We start from the raw sequence: 20,314 nt of genomic DNA, 5'->3' as shown, positions 1-20,314 counted from the left end.
CCGTTTTTCCTACTACCCAACGCCTAATACCTAACACCTGCTTTCCACCCATGCAAAACTTTACCATTCACACCGGCGTCGTTGCCACGATGGACCGTGCCAACGTTGACACTGACCAAATTATCCCCAAGCAATTCCTAAAACGAATTGAACGAACGGGCTTTGGCCAGTTTCTGTTTTTCGATTGGCGTTTCTTGGACGATGGCAAAACGCCGAACCCCGAATTTGAACTCAACCAAGACAACGTCAAAGGTGCGTCGGTCTTGGTCGTTGGCCAGAATTTTGGCAGCGGCAGTTCTCGCGAACACGCTGTTTGGGCGCTCGATGATTACGGTTTCCGAGCCGTCATCGCACCTTCGTTCGCGGACATCTTCTTCAACAACTGTTTCAAGAACGGCGTGCTTCCTATCACGCTCTCCGAAGCCGATGTCGCAGAACTGTTCAAACGCGCCGCCGCGAATCCGTCGTATCAATTGACGGTCAACTTGGAAAACCAAACCGTGTCCGATTCGGATGGGTTTGAACGCTCGTTTGAAGTCGACGCTAGCCGCCGCGAGAACATGCTGAAGGGACTCGACGACATCGACCAAACCCTGCTTCGCGAAGCAAAGATTACGGCTTACGAGAACGCCCGCACCTGGTAATCGATTTTTCCTCTCAGCACATCCAACAAGAATCGGTTGCACTTCATGACCCATGATATCGGTCCCAAGAGCGTCGCAGCGTTCCAGCGTGCTAGCAAATTGATGCCTGGCGGCGTCAACAGTCCCGCTCGCGCGTTCGGTGCCGTCGGTGGAACGCCGCTATTCATCGACCATGCCGAAGGGCCGTACTTGTTCGACATCGACGGTCGGCGATACCTGGACTACATCGGTTCATGGGGGCCGATGATCTTGGGGCACGCCAACGGCGAAGTGATCGACGCGATCGTGCGAGCGGCCAGTCGCGGAACCAGTTATGGTGCGCCGACCGAAGCCGAGTCGATGCTAGCCGAGCAGATCATTGATGCCGTTCCAAGCATCGAAAAGGTTCGGCTGGTCAACAGCGGTACCGAAGCCACGATGAGTGCCATTCGCGTAGCTCGCGGTGCCACCGGACGTAACAAGATCATCAAGTTCTCGGGCAACTATCACGGCCATGTCGATTCGCTGTTGGTTGCTGCTGGTAGTGCCGCGGCGACTCTTGGCGTTCCCGATTCACCCGGCGTCACACCCGGTGCGGGCGGCGACACGATTGTGTTGGCGTACAACGATCCGCAAGGCGTCGTCGAAGCATTCCAGAAGTACGCCGGCCAAATCGCCGCTGTCATCCTGGAGCCTGTCGTCGGCAACATGGGATGCGTTCCAGGAACGATAGAGTTTCTGACCTGCCTGCGCGAACAAACGACCGCCGACGGCGCAGTCCTGATCTTCGACGAAGTGATGACGGGTTTCCGATTGGCATTTGGCGGTGCACAAGAGCGTTTCGGAATCACGCCCGACATGACGACCCTCGGCAAGATCGTCGGTGGCGGCATGCCGCTAGGCGCCTACGGTGGCCGAGCCGACATCATGAATCAAGTGATCCCAGCCGGAAAGATTTTTCAGGCAGGTACGCTGAGCGGCAATCCAGTCGCCGTCGCCGCCGGCAGCACCACGCTGCGGATCCTGAAGGAAAAGCCGCCCTACGAATATCTCGAAAAAATGGGACAGCGACTGGCCGACGGCCTGGACCGGGCAGCCACTGCCGCCGGCATCCCGCACACGATGGGGCACGTCGGCAGCATGGTCACGCTGTTCTTCAACCCGGATCCGGTTCACTGCTGGGCGGACGCAGATCGCTGCGACCGCGAGGCGTTTGGGCGGTATTTCTGGGGTTTGATCGGCGAAGGCGTCTACATGCCCTGCAGCCAATTCGAGTCGCTGTTCTTCAGCAGCACCCATACCGAAGCGAATATCGACCAGACCATCGCAGCGGCAGAAAAGGTGCTGAAAAAGATTGCCTAAAGACTTCTGCAAGCCCGGCTTGCAAAAACTGCCTCAGGTTTAGATACTTGTCCCTCTCGAGTAGTCGGAAACGGCAACGACGAGAAGCCGGAGTGGCGGAATGGCAGACGCGCTGGATTCAAAATCCAGTTCCCGCAAGGGAGTGAGGGTTCGAGTCCCTCCTTCGGTACTCTTTGTGAGAAAAGGACTTAGGGCTTTGGCTCTGAGTCCTTTTTTCATGCGCTCTCAGAACCATCAGTGGCAGATCAGTGGCACCCCTGCGTTTGTGTTGGGCTTGCGTCGCTGGCCTGAGCACGTCGCCCAGAGCTAGGCTCACTCTCACTTCAATTGAGAGAGACCGAGAAAATGGCATGGCTTCAAAATGATCCTTCCGGCAATTTCCACATCAGCTTTCGATTTGCCGGCCGCAAGTACAAACGCTCCCTGAAAACCAAAAACGAAACGGAAGCACAGACAAGGCTTCACCGACTGGAGGAGAACATTCGGCTGGTTGAAAGTGGGCGTTTGGAGTTGCCTGACAACGCGGATGCTCCAATTTTTCTTCTCTCCGATGGCAAGCTGGAATCCAAAAGGTCGGCCACCGAACGGGTTCAGCTTTCGGGACTGTTCCAGCGATACTTCGATGGCATACCGGACGATGCATTAGAGGACACTACAGTTGATGGCATGAAGACGCACCAGACCCACCTGGAGCGACACATTGGTGCTCGATTCCCCATAGATTCACTCACTCGTGAGACGTTACAGACCTACGTTCAGAAGCGAGCCAAGGCGCCAGGGATTCGCGGTCGAAAGCTGAGCCCGGCGACAATCAGAAAGGAACTCGTCACACTCCGTAGCGTCTGGAATTGGGCGTTGGCGGAGAGCATCGTCGCGACTCCTTACCCACTGAAGGGAGTTCGCTTTCCGAAGACGGATGAAAAACCGCACTTTCAAACGATGCAAGAGATTGCTGACCAAATCGAGCGTGGCAATTTGGACGAGGCTGCTTCCCTAGATTTATGGGACTGCCTCTTTTTGACGCGCGAGCAGATTGAAGAGTTGCTTGACTACGTTGAGCAAACCGCAAACCACCCGTTTATCTATCCAATGTTCGTTGCGGCAGCGCACACGGGTGTACGGCGGAGCGAGTTGATGCGTTCTCAATTCGTTGACTTCAACGCGACGCACATGGTCGTTCGCGAGAAAAAGCGAGTCCGTGGGCAACGGTCAACGAGGCGAGTCCCCATGTCGGATCGCCTGACCAAGGCGATCAAGCAGTGGAGAACGGTTCATCCAGGTGGCCTGCACACGTTTTGCATTCCTGATATCGCCCGCAGCAAAAAGAGTCGCGAGAGCCTGTTGCCAATTACTCGCAACGAAGCGAATGACCACTTCCAACGGACGCTGGCCGGCTCAAAGTGGGAAGTCATTCGCGGGTGGCACTGTCTTCGACACTCGTTTTGCAGCAACTGTGCGTCGCAGGGCGTCGATCAACGAATCATCGACGCTTGGGTTGGTCATACTACCGAAGCCATGCGGAAACGCTATCGGCATCTATTCCCGACAAAGGAGCAAGAAGTTATCAAGAGCGTGTTCGGCTAAGCCAATCTAAGACCACTGGCCGAACCATGTTGCTCCGAGTCACGAAGGCAACTCCGCGAAAGACCTGGATCACCAGAGCTTTCGTTCTGTACGAACATTATCTCGGGGAAAGCTAGCGACCAAATAGCCAATCAACCAGTTTCGCGAACCAAGACCTGGGCTTTTGCACTGCTTTGGGCATCGTCTCGCCAAGTTGGGTCTGAGTACCGTGCTGACGCTCTGTGGCAAGCCGATCTCTTCTTCGACCAGCAACGATTTGCTCGTCGGTCCATTGCCCCGCCTCGCGCACTCTTCCCCGCGTAATCACATAGTGCGAGCGGCATCGAAGCGTCCAGCTGCCGATCGACGGACTTAGCGAAATGCTTCGTCCGTCGTAGGTGATCTGCCAGTCCGCCGGACTCAGTGGAGTGACGACTTCTTCGCCACAACCGCAGCAGCAAAGATGCGACACGCTTTTGTACTCAATCGAAATGTAAAGCACTCCTGGTTCAGGTTGGTCAGGAAAGTGCGTTACAAATTCGTGTTTCAGCGTTTCATACTTCATCACGTTTCAAACCCGTTGGCGATCTTGTTGGTATCGATGGTGTAACTGGAATAGACCTCTTTTTTGAGATCACAATAGAAGCTCCTAATCTTTTTCCACTTCCCCACCGCGAGCATCGCATTCAACGCATTCAGGTCAGCGACCTGAATGTTTGATGCGTACAAGTCTTCTGCGTCATCACCTTTGAACGATACGCCTCCCTTGCGAACGTGATCGCGTTCGCCAGGAACACTAGTGGTGACTCGCAATATCCCGCTGAGCAATCCATCAATCAGCTCGACTCCCATCCCAACATCAATGAATGATGCGTCCATCGCTTCGAGTTTCTCGACAACCGCCCGCTTAGCCTCGCCAGCATCCATGCATAGGAAGGCAAACGTCACCCCGTCAAGCAAACCGACGTTAGAACTGTCGAGAGCTACGGCGTTGGGTGACCTGAAACTGACCGCCGTTTATCGGCGTCTGGCCGAGCAAGATTCATGCGGAACCACTGCAGTTCGAGAAGCGTTCGCCGGAAAGGCATCTGACACCGTCCGACGCAAGCTCGAACGATGTCTTCAGTTACCGGAAGAGTCTCTCAGCTATTCTTCACTTAGCGCGGAAGATTTGTTAACGAGGATTCGAGCTTCGCGCTACACCCACAACGAATGGGTTCGACACCACGACGAAGACACCTTCAAGCAAAGAGCTGAAGAATTGTGTCACCTTTCGCCGATGATTCAGGCGGCATTGGAGTTGCTAAAAGAGGGTCACTACGCTCTGAGTGAACAGTTTGAAGTACTTGACTCTGTCGAATGGCACGTGACCTACAAGCATCTTCTGGAGGATTCCAAGCAGAGCGAATTACAAATCAACAACCTGATTGGGCAAGCTATCGAGGCAGCCAGTCGAATTTTGCTGTACTCCGATCTGGATGAGCATCGCAACGCACGCGCCACCGCACTTATTGCCGAGTTCTATCATTTGCATGTCCCGCCAAGTGGAGATGTTTGGAAACGCGATGCCGTGACTCCCAAAGAGGCACGCGGTGCCTGCGCCTTCCACCGGAAATCGGATTTCTACTTTTCTGAGGCAAGCCGATGGGCAAGTAACAGCAACCCGCACTACGATTTCCGACGACTTGTGGAAGCTGAGGCGCAAACGCGATTGCTTGCGAAGGCAGACCTTGTGAATGAGGCATGTGAACAACTGGCAATCGCAGAAACGCTCGCACTTCAGATTCCGGTACAAGCAGTCCAAGCTGATATCCTCGTTCTGAAAGCGATGGTTGAACGAGCCAAGAACAACGATCTATCGGCGATCCGCCACACGAAGCAGGCAATTGGATTATACGAGGATGAACTGGGCAACGAACACCACTATCCCCAGTCGCTTCACCTGTTCCTTGCTAAGAACTATCCCAATGAAAGCACCGAAGATGGATTGGCGCAGGGACTCGATTTCTTCAGTCGTTCCGTCATGGCAACTCATTGGAACGTTGACTTGGCTGAACTGCCAACGCGAATTGACAATCGCAAATCGGTTTCTTTCCCTCGTAAGAAGAAGCCAAGATAGTCGTTCTCATCTAACTGTATCGCGTGCTTTTTTCCCTTTAGTACTTCTTGTCGAAAAAGACGATCATTCGCATCTTGCTGAGCGAAATCGTCCTGCTCGAAAATGGCGAGTGTAACGGAGTAACCCCTCTCGTCATGGCATCCCTCAGTAGATGCGTCGTGCCCCCTTCGCAAAAGTCTCAGCGGATCGAGAGCAACCCTTCGTTCTGGATTCGCTGTAGTTCGGTGTGCGAGATCATCCATTCTTTTGATCGCCCGCGCCCGCAAGGTCGTTTCTCTGCATGGATGCGGTACAGGCGGCACCATTCGCGGACGGTAAATTCGGCACGCCCCAGAATGTTGGCGACTTCCGAAGTCGTATAGAAATCCTTCACTTTTTCTTGCTGCACCAGCGAACTAAGCAACGTTTCGATTCGTTCGAGCCGTGCGACCACATCGGTCTCATTCATGTTGGATTTCCTTTCAATGGCGGGCGAACCCTTCCGAGTTGTCTATGCATGTTGATAAGCAATCAGATTTGTGATTCGACATGCTAGACAGACTCTTTGTAACAACAAAGAAGGTGGCGATTGCGATGGCACGCGAAACTGGCGATACCCTTTCCCTTTCGCCGGTTTTCACGGGGGAACTCTCGTTGTTTAATCTGACACCTACACCAACTCGGCATAGCGACGAAGTCGATGGCACATTGAATAACCGTGTGGTCTTTCGCTTGCCTCTGCTTCGGTCGCTCATCACAGCAACGCTTACGCCAGACTTCGTCTGTCATTCGCCTTGCCGTTGCTCGCCGCTCTCTTCGCATGCTGCGCGAAAGGCAAACAAAGATTTTTGAATTGTTTTCTTCCGAGCGGGCCTTCAGCAGGAGTGAAAGGCCACTCGGAAGGAAAACAATTTGCCTTCGGCGGGTGGCCGTTGGAAGAAACGGGCAACATGCCCATCATTGGAGACACCACCGTGAATAAGAACGCAACGCACGAGAGTATCAATAGAATAATCGAGATCACAAAGTTCTCGCTTGGGGCGTTAGGGGCGACACCGGGCGCGCTAGAGCACCTGGAGGAGCAAGAGTTGTACGATCTGGTGCAGCGCCACGCCTCAGGCGATTGGGGGAATTGCAGTGAACATGACCGCGAAGCCAACGAAGATGCAATTCGGACCGGAGCACGGATATTCTCGATCTACCAAAGCAAATCAGGCGAAAAGATCTGGATCATTACGGAAGCTAGCCGGGCCTCGACGACCGTACTGCTGCCAAGTGACTATTGACCAAACTGCCGGGCGTCGTGCCCGGCTTTACTGTTCAATCATGGCGATGTTTCATCCGCCTTGATTCTTCGCGAATATCCAGTCGTGGGCTTTCGCCGCAACCTTTTCGATTAGTGGCAAGTCGTCTCGCCCAAAACGTGTCGACTCGACCCAACTGTCACCATTCTTGAAAAGCCGCGTCAACGTCGTCGTGTATCGGCATCCCTGTTTCGTCTGGTTCTCCCATACAGTCGCCTTGATTAGGCCCATCCGAAATTCGATCACTGGTGGTTTGCTCATTGTCTATTTTCTCGTCGTTTGAAATTAGGTAATCCGGCAATCCGCGAACGGCTGCCGGGTGAAGTTTGCCGCACGGTGGACACCGCATCGGCTGAAACGGGGCAAACCATTTGCTCCCGCACCGCTCGCAGGACGCGATGAACCAATCAGCTTTCATCGTCGACCTGACAGCACTGCCATCCGCGAGCCGTCTTATTCGCAAAAAGCTCGACGTAGGGTCCGGGGCTGACGGCCTCGACCAGATCGCGGACGGCGGAGGGCTTACCGCCATTTCGTGGCTTGTTCGCCTTGATCCAGCTATGGACGGTCTTATCTTGGAATGGGCAATCACCTCGGACACCGAGCATCAACAGCTCGTGAGCGCGACGCCAATACGGGCCCGGGCCGCGTTTGGGCCTAATCCAAACGAGAATATCTTGCGGCTTGAACCCCCATGCCTCGACCACACGATGAGCCGCCGCGCACTGCTCATTGCAGGTCCACAAATGAAGGTGTGCATTCTCGGCGGCAAGATCACCGATCGGCAATCCACACAACTGATCAATGCTCAGCGTTCCCTCTCCGTCCCCCGTCGCTGGTGGTGCAGCATAGATGCAACCAAACTTAGCTCCCGATGCAAGGACCTCACTCAGCATAGCTGGCGGCAGCCAATCATTTTCCGTCGCGGACTTTCCACCCTTTCCAGGACCACGAATCGTTCTTGCGTAGCGAAGCGCCTCAGCGGTCGTTAGTTCGACACGACGAACGGTGAATTGCCCGATGAAGTCATCGAACAGGTTTTCGGGAACCGCCGCGAGCAGTTGCCAACGCGACGATTGATCCTTCGAGATTCCCAAGTCCTCTAGCGTTCTTCGGTCGGCACTTTGGTCACTGCGGCGGTCGCCTCCGTGCAGTTTCATTTCCGCGAGCATCTCGCCAGCTTTTCGCTCCGCTCGAAGCTTAAGTTCCGCGGCTTTGTTTTGGACCTCGAGCCCGAGACCTACGCTCTCGATGTACTTGCGAACGGCCTCGGCGCGGTCTCGGATCTCTTTGATGTCTTCGACCCTCGACACGACCGCCAACGCTTGCTGCACTCCATTGAGTGCAATTAGTTGTGCTGACGCCGCGTCATTGTGGTCGTTCGTAGCAGCGACTTCTCGACCCTCTTGCTTCGGTTCCGACTGCGATTGGTCGGAACTCTCTTCTTTCGTGAAGAGTCCCATGCGATTGCCTTTTGTTAGGAACAAACTGATTCGCCAACGGTTGGCGATTACCCTGACCATTGAAAACTCAAAACAGCCAATCGCGAAGAATGTGGACGTTGTGATGGCACGTCCACTGCAAGTTCGGTTGTCGTCGACGTTGATTTTCACGGCGAATACAGCCGTACAAGACCTGACACCCTTTCCGATTTGATTCGTCAAGCATGTGACGCAAAACCTGTCGAGATTGGGGGCGTTCCTCGGTCGGTGCAGGAGCCACGCGGGTACGTCATTTCCGCTTCGCGGAAGATGACCGTCATGCGTTTCCGCGTCGCGGAAAACGCACGCCGCCCTCTGCCATGCTGCTCGCTCGGCCGCAAGGTCCACTCCGCTGCGCTCCGTTCTCCACCTTGCCCCCGGCTCGACAGCACGTCAGGTGTCTCCTGCACCGACCGAGGAACGCTTCGGAGACGGTGCTAAGAATGAACCAACAAATGGAGACACGCCATGTTGAGAAGAAAGAAGGCTCAGCCAACCGCTCAGCCCCAACGAAACGAAACTTTAGATTTCGAGGAGAACCGCCCACTCAAGCAACGAATTTACGGGAGCGTAATCACAAGAATCTGGAAAAACGAAAGCATCACGGGAGAAATCAGCTACACGTTTTCCCAAAACCGCATCTACGAGAGATATGGCGAGGAGCGGCTCGCCAAAAGCTTCCGCCCGAGTGACTACCCGGACGTTATTCGTGGTTGCCAATGGATTGCGGGATTCGCCAAGGTGCCCGCTCAAGATAAGTCGCCCGCAAGCACGCGCCCCGAGCTGCGAGTACATCGCACACAAACGCGACGAACAGGAGGTCAATAATGAACTGGACAGCGGATGACTACCAGATTGAAGCGACGAGTTTTGGTTGCGTTGTTGTTGGAATGCGGCGGCAAACACCAAGCTCAGAAATCGAAATTGGCATGTTTCGAGACGAGAGCCTTGCTGGTGAAACGTCACGCTTCTTCAAAGCGAGCGACACCCGCGACATCGCACTCGCAGTCGCTTGGGTCGAATTGACGACTCGGAAGTGGCGGCGAGAATGTGACGCCTTAGCCGGCATGAAACTTGAAAACGCTACTAAGCAGTAAACACGGAGACAAAAAACATGAGCATGACAGTCAGAGAGAAAGAGCATTGGAAAGAGAGAATTGGAAAACGTATCGAGTCAACGATCGCGCGGATCGTTGCCGAACGCGATCCGAGCTACTTGGAAACGATCGAAACAAGAGCGGAAGAGTTGGCGCAACAGCGGCTTGGGCTTGACGAAACAGTGAAGCGAGCCGAAGAAATCGACGCAACAATCGAGCGGCTGAAGGAAGAAAGGGTGGAGCATCTAAAACGCAATGCCTCCCGATTGAGTGGGCGATCCGTCAGCAGCATCGCCGACAGGGGCGAGTGGGTCGCGAAGGGTATCATCGACAAACGCATGGAGTCACAGCAAAAGTTGGAGAAGCGTCGGCTAATGGAAAGCGATGAGCTTGGAAAGCTGATTTTGGCGTTGCTGGATGAGCAAGACGCAATGCTTGATACCGTTTGGCTCGCAACCTCACCACGTCAAATTCGCGACCTTTGGGAAAGTGTCTCGCGTCTGCTAAACGAGCAGACAACGTCCCTCCAAGAAGGTGTCCTTGCTGAGACTGAATGACGGACAGCCGGAGGCGACATCGTCGCTTCCGGCCTTGTACCACTAACAAACGAACAATCCAGTTCTGCAGCGCAAGCAGCGAGCCTAAGCAACGAATAGAGTGCAGTCGGAACCGTGCAATTTTTCGACAAGAGCGCACGTCGCGTTGCGACGTCCCCTCTGTCCTGGCGTACGATTCCCGATCGCGTGCGCGATCAGGAGATCGGAACGCCTGGCCGTGATTGGTCCGCGCGGCTGGGGCCGCGGGCTTTGTCTTGCCGCTGCTCTCGGGATTCCCCAGTGCTTCGCACTTGGGAGATCCCTCCCTCCGCAGCCATGCGTGCTAGGGCACGCGACCTGAACGGTCTTGCACGGGTCCGCTAGGGCGGACGCCATGAGCGACGAGGGTCGCTCCGCCTCGCTTGGCCGCTCGGCCACCGATCGAACCGCCTGGGGCCGGTTGCAATCGGTCTTGCGAGTCCTGGACGGACTCGCCATTCGGTCGGGCTTGGCCGCCCGACCTCACGCCGCTGCTTCGCAGCGGCTACTTCAGTGCAACGTCGTGGTGGCACCCCACCTCACCGTGCCATGTGCCGCGTCATGTGCCGCCTCTCAGTTCCAAATAGGCGTAAATTACGACGTAAAAGACTTCGTTTCGTGCTGAAGTGTCAGATCTGAGTATCTGGAAACACCTTGGAAACACGATCAATTTCTTTTGTTGAATTTTCAGCTCCACGAATCACAATATGGGAGTTTGGTAGTTCATCGTGACAAGATTAACCCCACGCGACAAGGAGATTCTCTCGATTCTGTGTCATCAGGTTCGAGTCTTGAATCGTATCCAAATTCGCGATACGTGGTGGCCTGATACAGTCGCGACAAGCGACGCAGCGATTCGTCGCATCAACAAGCTCGCAGAGGTCGAACTCGTTTCGATTCAGCACGTGTTTGCGTCGGAACTACCACCGATGGATCACCCCGTAGCAAGTTGGAAGCCAAAGACGCCTGCGCCTGATTTTGGTGCTGTTGCGTGGAAGCTACAGAGTCGATGGACGGCAGGTGTCGTCAAAACTCCGGTTTATACCGCGACATCAAAATCGTCCAAGATGTTTGGTGGCCGAGGCGGCAAACGCCTCAAACTTTCCTTTCATGCCACCCATGACTTGGGCGTATCCCAGATGTTTCTCAACCTCCGCCGCAACGACGCCGACAAGGCCGCGACATGGATTGGAGAGGATGATCTCGCACCGTTTCGCTATCGCCAGAAGCTACCCGACGCAGTTCTAGCAAAGGCACCCGATCAACGTCCGCGCTTGGTTCTTGAGTTCGGCGGTAGCTATGACAAGCAACGAGTTGAAGCATTCCATCGGGATTGCCAGAAACGTCACCTGCCATACGAGATCTGGTAATGGCGCGTCGAAAACCCACCCAACATAATCGTGCCGTTCGCGGTAAAACGATGGATCGAGATTTGGAGATTCTTGATCACGTGCGAGTCTACGGATTGACCACGCGTGATGTTTTGCATCGGTTGTTCTTCGACGATTCCCAGCTCAATGCTGTCACCAAAGTAACGACCAGGCTTATCCGCAACGGATTGTTGGAACGTCATAAGATTGATCATGAATCGGTCTACTACAGCTATGGACCTGCCGCGTGCGATTACTTTGGCTATTCAAGAAATCGAACCGGTGGGTTCGGTAGCCAAGCTTTGCCCACACGACTGGCGATATTGGAATACTGCAGCGCTGAGCCTCAAATAAGAGAGAAGCTAACGCGCGGGAAGATCGACAAAACTCAGCCGAAACTACTGGCCAAGAAAGTCGATGCCAAGAACTACTTTCTTGAAGTTGATCCTGAATTGGGCACAAAGCGACTTGGATTGATCGTCGTATGCCTCGGTGGCCCCGTCGATCACGCTGCTCGAAAATGCAAGGCAGAAATAGACAAACGATTGGAAGTGCCCGCGTTTCAGCAGCTAATCGAAAACCGTCTCTTCTTCATTGTCATGCTGACACCGAGCCAAGCTAAGGCTGACACTCTAGCAGCATCAATCAAGCGACGTCAGTTCCCTGTCTCCGTTCGTGTCGAGCCTTCGCGTTGGCTTGAAACGTTCGCAATCTGAGGCAAAGGAACAAAGAGTGAAGATCCAACAATTCATCGAAGGCTTTTTCCAAACTCCCGCATATCCAGACTCGGCTTACACTTCACGCGACAATCCAACGCAGTATTCGGAACTTCCAGACTACAGCAAATTGGATTTGGAACTTCCGATATTTGGAAATCGTCCCAAGCAAACTACCCCTTGGCTGCGTGAAAGGAGAAAGACCTGGGCAACCATATTGGCCGCGTTTGCTCTTGGTGCGAGTTGGCTAGCGATCGCGGGTCTTGGAGAATATCTGGCGTGGATTGCAGGCTTGGTCACACTGATCTACCTGCGAACAATCATGCTCTCAAGGTGCTCACACTGGCGAGTGACATCTGCGATGTTGCCCGCCTTGGTCGGTCTGGCGATTTGCTATTCGGCTTCTCTTCTCAGCCCATCCTTCGTCACGCTCTTTGTTGCAATGGTCATATCGGTGCATGCCGCAGACCGTTTGGCGACACAAACGATGGAGCTTCAGACTATTCCACCGACGCTCTTGTCCGAATGTAAGATGTTTCGCGAGAGTTGGAAGAAGCGATTTGCTCGGCAGTTTTCTTCGCAATACATTGAGTGGTATCCCCTCGTGCTATTCACGCCGGCGATTCTCTACATCGTTTCGTTCTCGATCTTTTTGCGCGGCTCCGACTCGCCTCTTTCTATTGCGACAACTCTACTCTTTTTGGTCACCGCATGGCTAATCATGTCTGTTAGCTTGCTACTCGCAACTGAGTTTGTACTTGGAAAGATACGTCTTCGTCCGTACCTCACACCGCGACGAATGTACTACGGAATGAAGCGAGCCGTTCGTCGATTTTGCGTATACAACTGGCGGAACCAACCGGGTGTGGGAAACTACCATGCAAGTACCGGCAACTGCCAGCAACGCTGGACTCAAGTCATCACAGTCGCGTCACTTGGCATCCTTGCCGCTGCTGCACAGATCAGCGTTCCGCAAGACTACCAAGCTCCTGCCAAAGCAATTCAGGCTTCCAGTAGCTCGCAATCAACGGTTCTACAGCCGTATCAGAAAGCTTTTCTCGACCGTCTTACGGAAGATGAACGAAATCGTTGGGAAATAGAGATTGCTGGTCCAAGATCATTCCAGAAGAACACAAACACTTCCACATTCGACGCAGAAACCGTTCGCTATCTCACGTGGATCGTTTCACCCATCGTTTGCTTTTTCGCCGGTCTGGCTCTCACACTTACGACACCAATGATCGTGGTTTCTAGATTAGGTGCCCGGTTTCCAAAAGGAGTCCGTGCCGGCCATTTCCTGACACCAGAGATTTGGCAAGACATCACCAAACGTGTCGCCAATTGCGATGACCGTCGCACAAACGAATCAATATTTATGGGGGTCAACTCCAAAGATAACACACCTGTTCTGATTCCTAGAGCGGCGTTTAAGGAGCATGTCCATATCTTGGGGAAAAGTGGTTCACACAAGACGAGCTGCGGATTGATTCCGCTGATTATTCAACTGATGGAGCATGGAGATGCATCCGTTGTTGTGATGGACCTCAAGGGTGGTGACACGGCTCTATTCGAGACGCTCCGTATCGAGAGCGAAAAACGAGCCATGCGATTCCGCTGGCACACACTGCAGCGAGGCGAGTCAACTTATGTCTTCAATCCTGTCGACCAGCAGTATTTAAAAGGGCGTTCGCCGCAAACCAAAGCAGACTTTTTGACTCAGGCTTTGGGATTGCAATATGGCGTTTCTTACGGTCCATCGTTCTTCTCCGACGCCAACTCTGATCACCTTGCAGAAGTGATCACATACGCGGAGAGGAAAGACGAGGTTCGATCGTTCCGCGAGCTTTGCAAAGCGAGTGAAGAGGTCTCGCTCCACAAGCCTAAGCGAGGAAAAGACGACTCAAGCCACGTAAAGATGGTGCTTAGACGAATGGCGGAGCTGGAGTCGGTCAATGCGATTTCTGGGATGGGGCATTCCAATGAAGCTCTCGAAAACGCCATCGACTGCACGCAGTTTTTCAGATCACCGCAGGTTTGCCACTTCGATCTGGGGAGTGGTGACGGAAGCATCACCAGTGCAAACCTCGCCCAACTCGCCCTCCATTCAATCTTCAAATCTGCGTTGCACTTACGAAAACAGTCACGAGTTCAAACCTACGTAGTAATTGACGAATTCCAACGCATTCTATCGCCTAGCCTAAAGGAAGTTTTCCAACAAGCCCGCAGCTTGAATATCAGCCTTATTGTTGCCCACCAGTCTCTTGAGGATCTGAAACAATCCGGCTTAGATTTAACGACCACCGTCGAAGCCAACGTGCAGGTGCAGCAGTATTTTTCGGTCACAACAAAGTCAGAGATTCAGGATCTTTCAATCACCTCCGGTAACAGCGTCGTTTTGTCCAGAAGTACAAGCCAACAACCGGGCGAGCAACCGACCGTATCATTTGCCGAAGTTGAGCATCCGCGTTTGACGGCCGTGGACTGCAATAACATAAGTGCCAAGCGAAAACGGAGCATCATCCGCCTCAAAGCAGACCGTGACTACGCTCAATACGGCGGACTGACGATGCCCATCGACTCCGAATTTGCAATGTCATTCGCCGAGCACGAACGACGCAGCAAGCAACCCTGGCCGGCACTCACCGAAGAAACTGTCATCTGCGAAGATGAGTGGACTCGGCAACGGCGACTCGAGGACGAAATCGCCGGGGCGGATGACGACGAACCGGACGCAGACACTGGTGACGCCGATGACCCACCAGCAGGGGAAAAGCCCGATCCCGATCCAGGCTCAATCCTCGAAAAATTCTGAATACATTCCAACCAGCCTCTGAGAATGCATCAATGACGAACAACGATAAAACTGAAGCAAAACCCACACCTCGCGAACGAGCACTCATTATTCGCGAGCCTGACAAAACCGCATGGACGAAGGCAATTGGCGTTCTTTCCAATCGTGGTTGGTTCAGCGTGCTGCTCGGATCGGCCGCAGTTCTCTTTTCTCTCTGGATGGTCCTGGCTTACGCATCTTCCTGGCGCACTGAGAATGTCTTGAGCGGAATGGAGAGTGACGTAGAACTGCGGACCCGAAAAGCTAACGCTGAACTTCAGGACAAAATACTTCGGCAGGCGGAGTTGGCGAATCAAGAGGCGTTCGCTGTTGCATCTTCCAAGCTGAGTCTCGCTTTGCGTGAAGTATCATCCGCGGGTTCGGCAATTGACCAACTCAAAGCCAACACAAAAGCGATTCAAGTCGAAACGGATCAGTTTCTCGATGGACCGCTAGGACGCAAAGTCGTAAGTGATGCAGCAATGATCGAGGAAGTTGAGTCTTTGGTTGGGGTCGCTTCTGATACGGAAAGCGTCGACGTTGAATTGCTTCAAGAACAATTGTCGACACTCGCGAAACCGCTGCTTGATGCACAAAAGGATTTGCCTGCCGACTTTTCGCCTAGCTCTGAGATTCTCGGCGCAGTGCGAGAGCTAAAGAGACAAGCTGAGCGTGACGACCAAGCTTCCGAGCGTACTCTACTCAGCCTTCGCGACCTCACATCGCGAGCCTCGAAGCTCACGAGCATGTCGGAAACGACATTGCGAAGCCTGCTTGCACAACGAGCCACCGACAGAAGATCTGCCGAACTGCGTCAGCTAGCAGAGCAACTTGAGATCTCACGTCGTGAGAACGCTGCAATGACGACCAACGCAACAATCGCGAAAGAACGTCAAATTGCTGAAGCAGAAAAATCAGCTCTGGAGAAAATCGCACGAGAAGAAGCCGAGCGAATCAGAATCGAGGCGAAGCGAAAAGCAGACGACTTAGCTGATGTTAATGAACGCAAACGGAAAGCAGCCGAAGCAACGAAGCTTGAACAGGAATTCCAGCGTGATCTTCCCGCGATCCGCCAATATCTCAGTCCCTTGTTTGGTAACGGCTATAGCTTGCGCGGAAAAGAATCCTCGAAGCCTGGCCCCGCGTCCTATTCTCACCTCGTTACGCTCGGAACAGAGGCAGCAACTCAAGATGGACTCATTCACATGATCAAGGTACTCGATGCAGGCTGGAACGACCGCACCACCACAAAGTGGGGTTCCGCCGACTATCGTTACCTCAAGCCGACTCATTGGGGTCAATTGGATATGACGACGCTACAGGCCGCACACGATCTGTTCAGAAAGTATGGGAAGACATTGAAGGACAAAGGCATGCTCGACCCCTGAATAGCTACCTGATGCGCGCATGAAAAAAGCCAGTTTTGACAGACCTGGCCCACGTCTGGCCCCCTTATTTTATAACCCGGCGGCTGGGGCAGTGAACCTTCATTATCTTCGCTGCTTCGTTCGTTGCAACCAATATTTTGGACGAAACTGCCGCTTAGTTCGTGACCGCTGACTGCATTCGTCCGCGATCAGTTACTGAATTCACGTCGCCGCATGGCAAAATCGCGAGATCGCGACGTGATTTCAGAATCTGCTCGCTCGCGTGCAATTCACGCTCCGCCAAAGGCACGGCGAGACAGGCAAGCTGCTCGCCCAGCCATCGGCTCCGCTCATTCGTGCCAGAGCCGATTTCGATTTCGACCAGCCCCAAGCGGAATCGAAACAACAAAGCCACTCGTTCGACGTATGGAGTGATTCCGCCAAAGCAGGCTTCATCGTCCTTTCACCGAGCGGGGCCAAGGGCCTTCGGCCTCTGCGGGGCGAGCCCCATCGGTGAAAGGACGACGAAGCCACTCTTTCTTGTTGTTGGCCAAAAAAGCGTGTTAAGGAAGCGAAACCATATGCGTGCAAATTCCTCACTTCTGTGGTAGGGAAAGCTAGCGACCGAGAATTGACAACTGAATCTGAGTAGACGTATGTCGGCTTTATGCCCCACGCTCAATCGTGCGGCATGAGGCCGGTGGTCTAAAAAGGTTTTCGCAGAACATCGCTGCTCGCTGGCAGCGAGCTGAATGTTGGACTGACTTACTTAGAGCCAGCCCATTGTTCAGCTCAAGCGATTTCGCTAACGCACCTTGTCGGTCGTCAACGAATCGTTCTCGCCAACACGCAGGAGTATCTGCCATGGCTACGCTCACCCGAGCAAACGAAGAATTGTTTCGGCGAACGCCGGACCAATGCTTTGCAACATTTGATGCGCTCTACCAGAAGTGTCAGGACGACCAAGAGTCGGCGGAGGATCAATGGATCCTTCCGCAGAACCTAGTTGTCACTCACGATTTGACCGTGTCACTAGGTGATACGCCCGACTACAACTTGAACGATTGGTCGTTCTCGCAATTGTGTCGCACCGCACGTGTCCACAAAGACACGATCAATCGGCTGTCTCCGAAGACGGCAAGTAAGGCTCTCGAGGAAACGCTGCCATCGACGGCGGACAAGCCTTACCAAATTCTTACGGTCAATGACGAGATTCGCTCGGTTCACGGAGTTGCGTACACGCGACTTTGGAACACCGAGATGCTCGACATCGCCAAAGAATTTGCATCGGACTTTGTGCCACCGCAAACAGCCGCCGACGGCGAAAGCACCGGTTTGTACTGTGGTCAACAAGACATGTTCGCGTTCCTGATTGACCCAACAGGTTGGGCGGAAATCGAGGGCGAAGCGTTTGCTCCAGGTTTCTTCCTTTGGAACTCCGAAGTCGGCCGGCGAACGATGGGCGTTCAGACGTTTTGGTTTCAGAAGGTCTGTCGCAATCACATTGTGTGGGACGCCACCGAAGTTGTTGAATTCAACCGCAAACACACCGCGAATGTTCGCGATGGATTGCCCGAGGTGCGCAATGTTATTGAGTCGCTAATTGCGAAGCGAGATGAACGTCGTGACGGATTCGTCAACTGCGTTCGGAAAGCAATGCGTGAAAAGCTGGGTCACGACGATGAGCAAGTGCTTTCGGTGCTCACCAAAGAGGGTGTGCCTCGGCATTTGATCAAGGACGCGATGGAGATCGCCCGTCAACACGGTGCTTTCACGATTTTCGCGTTAGTCGATGCGTTAACGCAGGTGACTCAGCGAGTGCAACTCGCCGGGGACCGCACGGAAATGGACGCCAAGGTTGGCAAACTTCTCTCTCTTGCACTGGCGGTTTGATGATGGACGCTCAGAAATACTGGAATGACTTGATAGCCGTTCGGCGTTTGGCAGATTACGAGTCAATCGAATCATTGGCAACTGATCTTCTCGCTTGCTTGGACGCTGGTGACGCGCCTCCGTCAACGCTTGCCAGCCTTGACCGCGACGACAGTCTCAATGGTCCGATCGCTAAGTTCGTCGCCACAGAGTTTAAGCGAGATGCTTCACTGTGTTTGCTTCAGCCAGAGACTGCAAGTCATCCTACTGCTAGCAGTGGGACGCAACCATTGGCTGAGTCGCAGACGCGATGGGAGGCCATGCTTGCAGCTTGGAGTCGTGAAGGTGGTCTCGAAGACGCGGCGGAAACCGCTGATTCGCTCCTGCTTGACCTGCATGACGGAATGGCTCCGCCGTATTCATTGACGGCTGTGCCATTCAACGATGCGATCCAAGGACAGCTTGCCCAATGGGTTTGCCAGCTCATCTTGCTTACACGTGACGGCGAACGAGACGGTGAATCCCGAGCCGCAATCGAGTCTGTTTGATGGACCCGCAGAAAGCTTGGATCGAGATGCTTCGATCGTGGACTGATCGTGAGTGGTTGGAAGTGACGGAATACGCACGAGCCCTGCTGGACTGGCTTGCTCGTGACGGTTGCGCACCCAAAACAACTCCGATTGGTAATCTCGGAGACGAGTGTCACCGGAAGATAACTCGAACAGTCGCACGATACATGCTCCGACGTGCGACAAGCGTTTTGGAAGACGCTAACGGCATTCCTCCAGGGGTCTACTTTTCGCTCTGTTGTGCGGATTGCTGTGATGAAGGCCCTGACCAATTTACTGTGGCAACGCAGCAAGGTTGGACGGGGATCGAGTACACGCCTGCGGGCTTGTCTGAAAATTTTCTTGGTCGATGCCCGGCATGCAGTCGCGGTGACTGAACCGGCAGCCAAATGCGTCGCCGCTCGCCAAGCGGATGACGTTCCTAACATCCTCTTTACCCAAGAGAATACCATGGCAACGAAAACGAAGACGCGACCCGTTCACGAAGTTCGACTAGGTGTTGTGAAAGCAGCAATCTGGGCGAACGATACTGACAACGGAGTCCGTCACAACGTGACAGTCAGTCGTATCTACAAAGACGGCGAAGAATGGAAAGATTCAACGAGTTTCGGTCGCGACGACTTGCCATTGGTGGCAAAGGTCTGCGACCAAGCTCACACCTGGATCTTCGAGAACGCCAGTAAGTCAACTGATTGAGTCACTATAAGGCGATCTTATGATCAGCCTGGAGAGGTTTCTTTGGTTCCCAGACCACCGATGCCTCTTCACGTTTCGTGTGGTGGCTCAGCCCTATAAGTATGCCTACAAAAGAAACATGTGTTGCGGCTCTTCCAGAATGATTCAACCTGAAAAATTTGAAAGAACCGCAGCGATTGTTCACGTTTTGAAGACTTAGCAACTTTGATGTATTTGCTACTTCTTCTTCTCGGGATCGCGTAACCACTGCCAATCTCGACCAAAAGGGTCTGGATCATCGATGAACATTGAAGCTCGATCATCTTGAGCACGTTGGTCACAGTTCGCAGCGTCTGCTTGATCCGGTGCGACTGTCGAGGGACTGACCACAGGCTCGTTTTCGTCTAGTACTGATCGCCGAAAAAACAGTGAGCGCAAGAATGCGTGCATCGCAAAAACCTTCCTAACTGGAGGACCGAAAGAACCGCCCGCCTAGGCTGCCTCAATTGCGAGGGCTGCGCAAACTGCTGGAATGGACGCTTCGTTGGGCGTCTCGGCGTTCAGGCGTCGTCTTCGCTATCCAGAAAACACTGAACGGCTGCAACACACTTCGCCAAGTGCGAATTCTCGGAAGGCCGCCAGCTCGATCCGACTTCCAACCATTCGCCAGGAACCTTCGTCGATTTCACGAGACGGAAGTACTTCAATATTCGCCATCGAATGCCGATAGTGGGACCGATGACGACCGCTCGCACCGGACCGGAACGTGTCTCGAATAGTTTGACTCCTTGCGGTTTACTCAATTGGTGGGC

General features: G+C 53.7%; 22 protein-coding genes and 1 tRNA gene. 16 read left to right on the top strand and 7 right to left on the bottom strand.

Going from position 1 to position 20,314, the window contains the following annotated elements; genetic code table 11:
* Positions 1-50 precede the first annotated feature (50 nt).
* From leuD to Poly59_RS11090, 4 genes are all read left to right on the top strand, one after another.
* Positions 51-644 carry a 3-isopropylmalate dehydratase small subunit gene (leuD, locus tag Poly59_RS11105; RefSeq protein WP_146534099.1) on the top strand — a complete coding sequence of 198 codons (594 nt, stop codon included), beginning with the start codon at positions 51-53 and terminating at the stop codon, positions 642-644.
* A gap of 45 nt (positions 645-689) precedes the next feature.
* The gene (hemL, locus tag Poly59_RS11100; RefSeq protein WP_146534098.1) at positions 690-1,985 is read left to right on the top strand and encodes a glutamate-1-semialdehyde 2,1-aminomutase; all 1,296 of its coding nucleotides are present in this window, start codon (positions 690-692) and stop codon (positions 1,983-1,985) included.
* 86 nt (positions 1,986-2,071) lie between these two features.
* Positions 2,072-2,154: transfer RNA gene (locus Poly59_RS11095), tRNA-Leu, on the top strand.
* A 176-nt stretch (positions 2,155-2,330) separates the two neighbouring features.
* Positions 2,331-3,569, top strand: coding sequence for a tyrosine-type recombinase/integrase (locus Poly59_RS11090; protein ID WP_146534097.1), 1,239 nt, complete (start codon positions 2,331-2,333; stop codon positions 3,567-3,569).
* 112 nt (positions 3,570-3,681) lie between these two features.
* Here the strand turns inward: Poly59_RS11090 and Poly59_RS11085 are convergent, their stop codons facing one another.
* Together Poly59_RS11085 and Poly59_RS11080 are read right to left on the bottom strand one after the other, a co-directional pair.
* Positions 3,682-4,113, bottom strand: coding sequence for a DUF6527 family protein (locus tag Poly59_RS11085; protein ID WP_246151607.1), 432 nt, complete (start codon positions 4,111-4,113; stop codon positions 3,682-3,684).
* Positions 4,113-4,496, bottom strand: coding sequence for a hypothetical protein (locus tag Poly59_RS11080; protein WP_146534095.1), 384 nt, complete (start codon positions 4,494-4,496; stop codon positions 4,113-4,115). The genes Poly59_RS11085 and Poly59_RS11080 overlap by 1 nt, the downstream gene beginning before the upstream one ends.
* A 43-nt stretch (positions 4,497-4,539) precedes the next feature.
* On the opposite strand from Poly59_RS11080, the gene Poly59_RS11075 reads away from it, so the two are divergent.
* Positions 4,540-5,667, top strand: coding sequence for a hypothetical protein (locus Poly59_RS11075; RefSeq protein WP_146534094.1), 1,128 nt, complete (start codon positions 4,540-4,542; stop codon positions 5,665-5,667).
* 178 nt (positions 5,668-5,845) lie between these two features.
* On the opposite strand, the gene Poly59_RS11070 is transcribed toward Poly59_RS11075, so the two are convergent.
* On the bottom strand, positions 5,846-6,115 hold the full coding sequence (locus tag Poly59_RS11070; protein WP_246114348.1) for a helix-turn-helix domain-containing protein: 270 nt from the start codon (positions 6,113-6,115) through the stop codon (positions 5,846-5,848).
* 325 nt (positions 6,116-6,440) lie between these two features.
* Here Poly59_RS11070 and Poly59_RS29930 point away from each other — a divergent pair, with 325 nt between their 5' ends.
* Positions 6,441-6,932 carry a hypothetical protein gene (locus tag Poly59_RS29930; RefSeq protein WP_222436080.1) on the top strand — a complete coding sequence of 164 codons (492 nt, stop codon included), beginning with the start codon at positions 6,441-6,443 and terminating at the stop codon, positions 6,930-6,932.
* A 51-nt stretch (positions 6,933-6,983) separates the two neighbouring features.
* On the opposite strand, the gene Poly59_RS11060 is transcribed toward Poly59_RS29930, so the two are convergent.
* Complete coding sequence (locus Poly59_RS11060) at positions 6,984-7,211, bottom strand: hypothetical protein (protein ID WP_146456207.1); 228 nt, start codon at positions 7,209-7,211, stop codon at positions 6,984-6,986.
* Positions 7,212-7,357: 146 nt separating this feature from the next.
* Positions 7,358-8,413 carry an MT-A70 family methyltransferase gene (locus tag Poly59_RS11055; protein ID WP_186776173.1) on the bottom strand — a complete coding sequence of 352 codons (1,056 nt, stop codon included), beginning with the start codon at positions 8,411-8,413 and terminating at the stop codon, positions 7,358-7,360.
* On the opposite strand from Poly59_RS11055, the gene Poly59_RS29415 reads away from it, so the two are divergent.
* The 7 genes from Poly59_RS29415 (at position 8,412) to Poly59_RS11025 (ending at position 16,407) form a co-directional block, all read left to right on the top strand.
* Positions 8,412-8,606 carry a hypothetical protein gene (locus Poly59_RS29415; RefSeq protein ID WP_186776172.1) on the top strand — a complete coding sequence of 65 codons (195 nt, stop codon included), beginning with the start codon at positions 8,412-8,414 and terminating at the stop codon, positions 8,604-8,606. The genes Poly59_RS11055 and Poly59_RS29415 overlap by 2 nt on opposite strands.
* Before the next feature lie 652 nt (positions 8,607-9,258).
* Complete coding sequence (locus Poly59_RS11050) at positions 9,259-9,528, top strand: hypothetical protein (protein ID WP_146534092.1); 270 nt, start codon at positions 9,259-9,261, stop codon at positions 9,526-9,528.
* A 17-nt stretch (positions 9,529-9,545) separates the two neighbouring features.
* Positions 9,546-10,085: a hypothetical protein gene (locus Poly59_RS11045; RefSeq protein WP_146534091.1), complete on the top strand. Its 540-nt coding sequence runs from the start codon at positions 9,546-9,548 to the stop codon at positions 10,083-10,085.
* A 746-nt stretch (positions 10,086-10,831) separates the two neighbouring features.
* Positions 10,832-11,473, top strand: a complete 642-nt coding sequence (locus Poly59_RS11040; RefSeq protein ID WP_146456216.1) for a hypothetical protein — start codon at positions 10,832-10,834, stop codon at positions 11,471-11,473.
* A complete protein-coding gene (locus Poly59_RS11035; RefSeq protein ID WP_146534090.1) occupies positions 11,473-12,189 on the top strand; it encodes an alpha/beta hydrolase family protein in 717 nt (238 codons plus the stop codon). The genes Poly59_RS11040 and Poly59_RS11035 overlap by 1 nt, the downstream gene beginning before the upstream one ends.
* 16 nt (positions 12,190-12,205) lie before the next feature.
* A complete protein-coding gene (locus tag Poly59_RS11030) occupies positions 12,206-15,001 on the top strand; it encodes a type IV secretory system conjugative DNA transfer family protein (protein ID WP_146534089.1) in 2,796 nt (931 codons plus the stop codon).
* Positions 15,002-15,033: 32 nt separating this feature from the next.
* Positions 15,034-16,407 carry a coiled-coil domain-containing protein gene (locus Poly59_RS11025; protein ID WP_146534088.1) on the top strand — a complete coding sequence of 458 codons (1,374 nt, stop codon included), beginning with the start codon at positions 15,034-15,036 and terminating at the stop codon, positions 16,405-16,407.
* Positions 16,408-16,561: 154 nt separating this feature from the next.
* Here Poly59_RS11025 and Poly59_RS29410 read toward each other — a convergent pair whose 3' ends face one another.
* Positions 16,562-16,792: a hypothetical protein gene (locus Poly59_RS29410; RefSeq protein ID WP_186776171.1), complete on the bottom strand. Its 231-nt coding sequence runs from the start codon at positions 16,790-16,792 to the stop codon at positions 16,562-16,564.
* 458 nt (positions 16,793-17,250) lie between these two features.
* On the opposite strand from Poly59_RS29410, the gene Poly59_RS11020 reads away from it, so the two are divergent.
* The 3 genes from Poly59_RS11020 (at position 17,251) to Poly59_RS11010 (ending at position 19,523) form a co-directional block, all read left to right on the top strand.
* Positions 17,251-18,279 carry a DUF932 domain-containing protein gene (locus Poly59_RS11020; RefSeq protein ID WP_146534087.1) on the top strand — a complete coding sequence of 343 codons (1,029 nt, stop codon included), beginning with the start codon at positions 17,251-17,253 and terminating at the stop codon, positions 18,277-18,279.
* Positions 18,279-18,806, top strand: a complete 528-nt coding sequence (locus tag Poly59_RS11015) for a hypothetical protein (protein WP_146534086.1) — start codon at positions 18,279-18,281, stop codon at positions 18,804-18,806. Before Poly59_RS11020 ends, Poly59_RS11015 begins: the two co-directional genes overlap by 1 nt.
* Positions 18,807-19,277: 471 nt before the next feature.
* Complete coding sequence (locus tag Poly59_RS11010) at positions 19,278-19,523, top strand: hypothetical protein (RefSeq protein WP_146534466.1); 246 nt, start codon at positions 19,278-19,280, stop codon at positions 19,521-19,523.
* 216 nt (positions 19,524-19,739) lie between these two features.
* On the opposite strand, the gene Poly59_RS29405 is transcribed toward Poly59_RS11010, so the two are convergent.
* Positions 19,740-19,952: a hypothetical protein gene (locus Poly59_RS29405; protein ID WP_186776170.1), complete on the bottom strand. Its 213-nt coding sequence runs from the start codon at positions 19,950-19,952 to the stop codon at positions 19,740-19,742.
* Between the last annotated feature and the right edge of the window lie 362 nt (positions 19,953-20,314).

Origin of the sequence: Rubripirellula reticaptiva (assembly GCF_007860175.1) — a bacterium.
Classification (GTDB): Bacteria; Planctomycetota; Planctomycetia; order Pirellulales; family Pirellulaceae; genus Rubripirellula; species Rubripirellula reticaptiva.
This window is presented reverse-complemented; position numbering and strand designations above follow the sequence as displayed.

Coding starts and splice junctions, on each gene's coding strand:
- hemL (WP_146534098.1), top strand. CDS start 690: ATGACCCATGATATCGGTCCCAAGAGCGTCGCAGCGTTCCAGCGTGCT.
- Poly59_RS29405 (WP_186776170.1), bottom strand. CDS start 19,952: ATGCACGCATTCTTGCGCTCACTGTTTTTTCGGCGATCAGTACTAGAC.
- Poly59_RS11025 (WP_146534088.1), top strand. CDS start 15,034: ATGACGAACAACGATAAAACTGAAGCAAAACCCACACCTCGCGAACGA.
- Poly59_RS11035 (WP_146534090.1), top strand. CDS start 11,473: ATGGCGCGTCGAAAACCCACCCAACATAATCGTGCCGTTCGCGGTAAA.
- Poly59_RS11070 (WP_246114348.1), bottom strand. CDS start 6,115: ATGAATGAGACCGATGTGGTCGCACGGCTCGAACGAATCGAAACGTTG.
- Poly59_RS11090 (WP_146534097.1), top strand. CDS start 2,331: ATGGCATGGCTTCAAAATGATCCTTCCGGCAATTTCCACATCAGCTTT.
- Poly59_RS11015 (WP_146534086.1), top strand. CDS start 18,279: ATGATGGACGCTCAGAAATACTGGAATGACTTGATAGCCGTTCGGCGT.
- Poly59_RS11045 (WP_146534091.1), top strand. CDS start 9,546: ATGAGCATGACAGTCAGAGAGAAAGAGCATTGGAAAGAGAGAATTGGA.
- Poly59_RS11010 (WP_146534466.1), top strand. CDS start 19,278: ATGGCAACGAAAACGAAGACGCGACCCGTTCACGAAGTTCGACTAGGT.
- Poly59_RS11060 (WP_146456207.1), bottom strand. CDS start 7,211: ATGAGCAAACCACCAGTGATCGAATTTCGGATGGGCCTAATCAAGGCG.
- leuD (WP_146534099.1), top strand. CDS start 51: ATGCAAAACTTTACCATTCACACCGGCGTCGTTGCCACGATGGACCGT.
- Poly59_RS29415 (WP_186776172.1), top strand. CDS start 8,412: ATGCGATTGCCTTTTGTTAGGAACAAACTGATTCGCCAACGGTTGGCG.
- Poly59_RS11085 (WP_246151607.1), bottom strand. CDS start 4,113: ATGAAGTATGAAACGCTGAAACACGAATTTGTAACGCACTTTCCTGAC.
- Poly59_RS11055 (WP_186776173.1), bottom strand. CDS start 8,413: ATGGGACTCTTCACGAAAGAAGAGAGTTCCGACCAATCGCAGTCGGAA.
- Poly59_RS11050 (WP_146534092.1), top strand. CDS start 9,259: ATGAACTGGACAGCGGATGACTACCAGATTGAAGCGACGAGTTTTGGT.
- Poly59_RS11020 (WP_146534087.1), top strand. CDS start 17,251: ATGGCTACGCTCACCCGAGCAAACGAAGAATTGTTTCGGCGAACGCCG.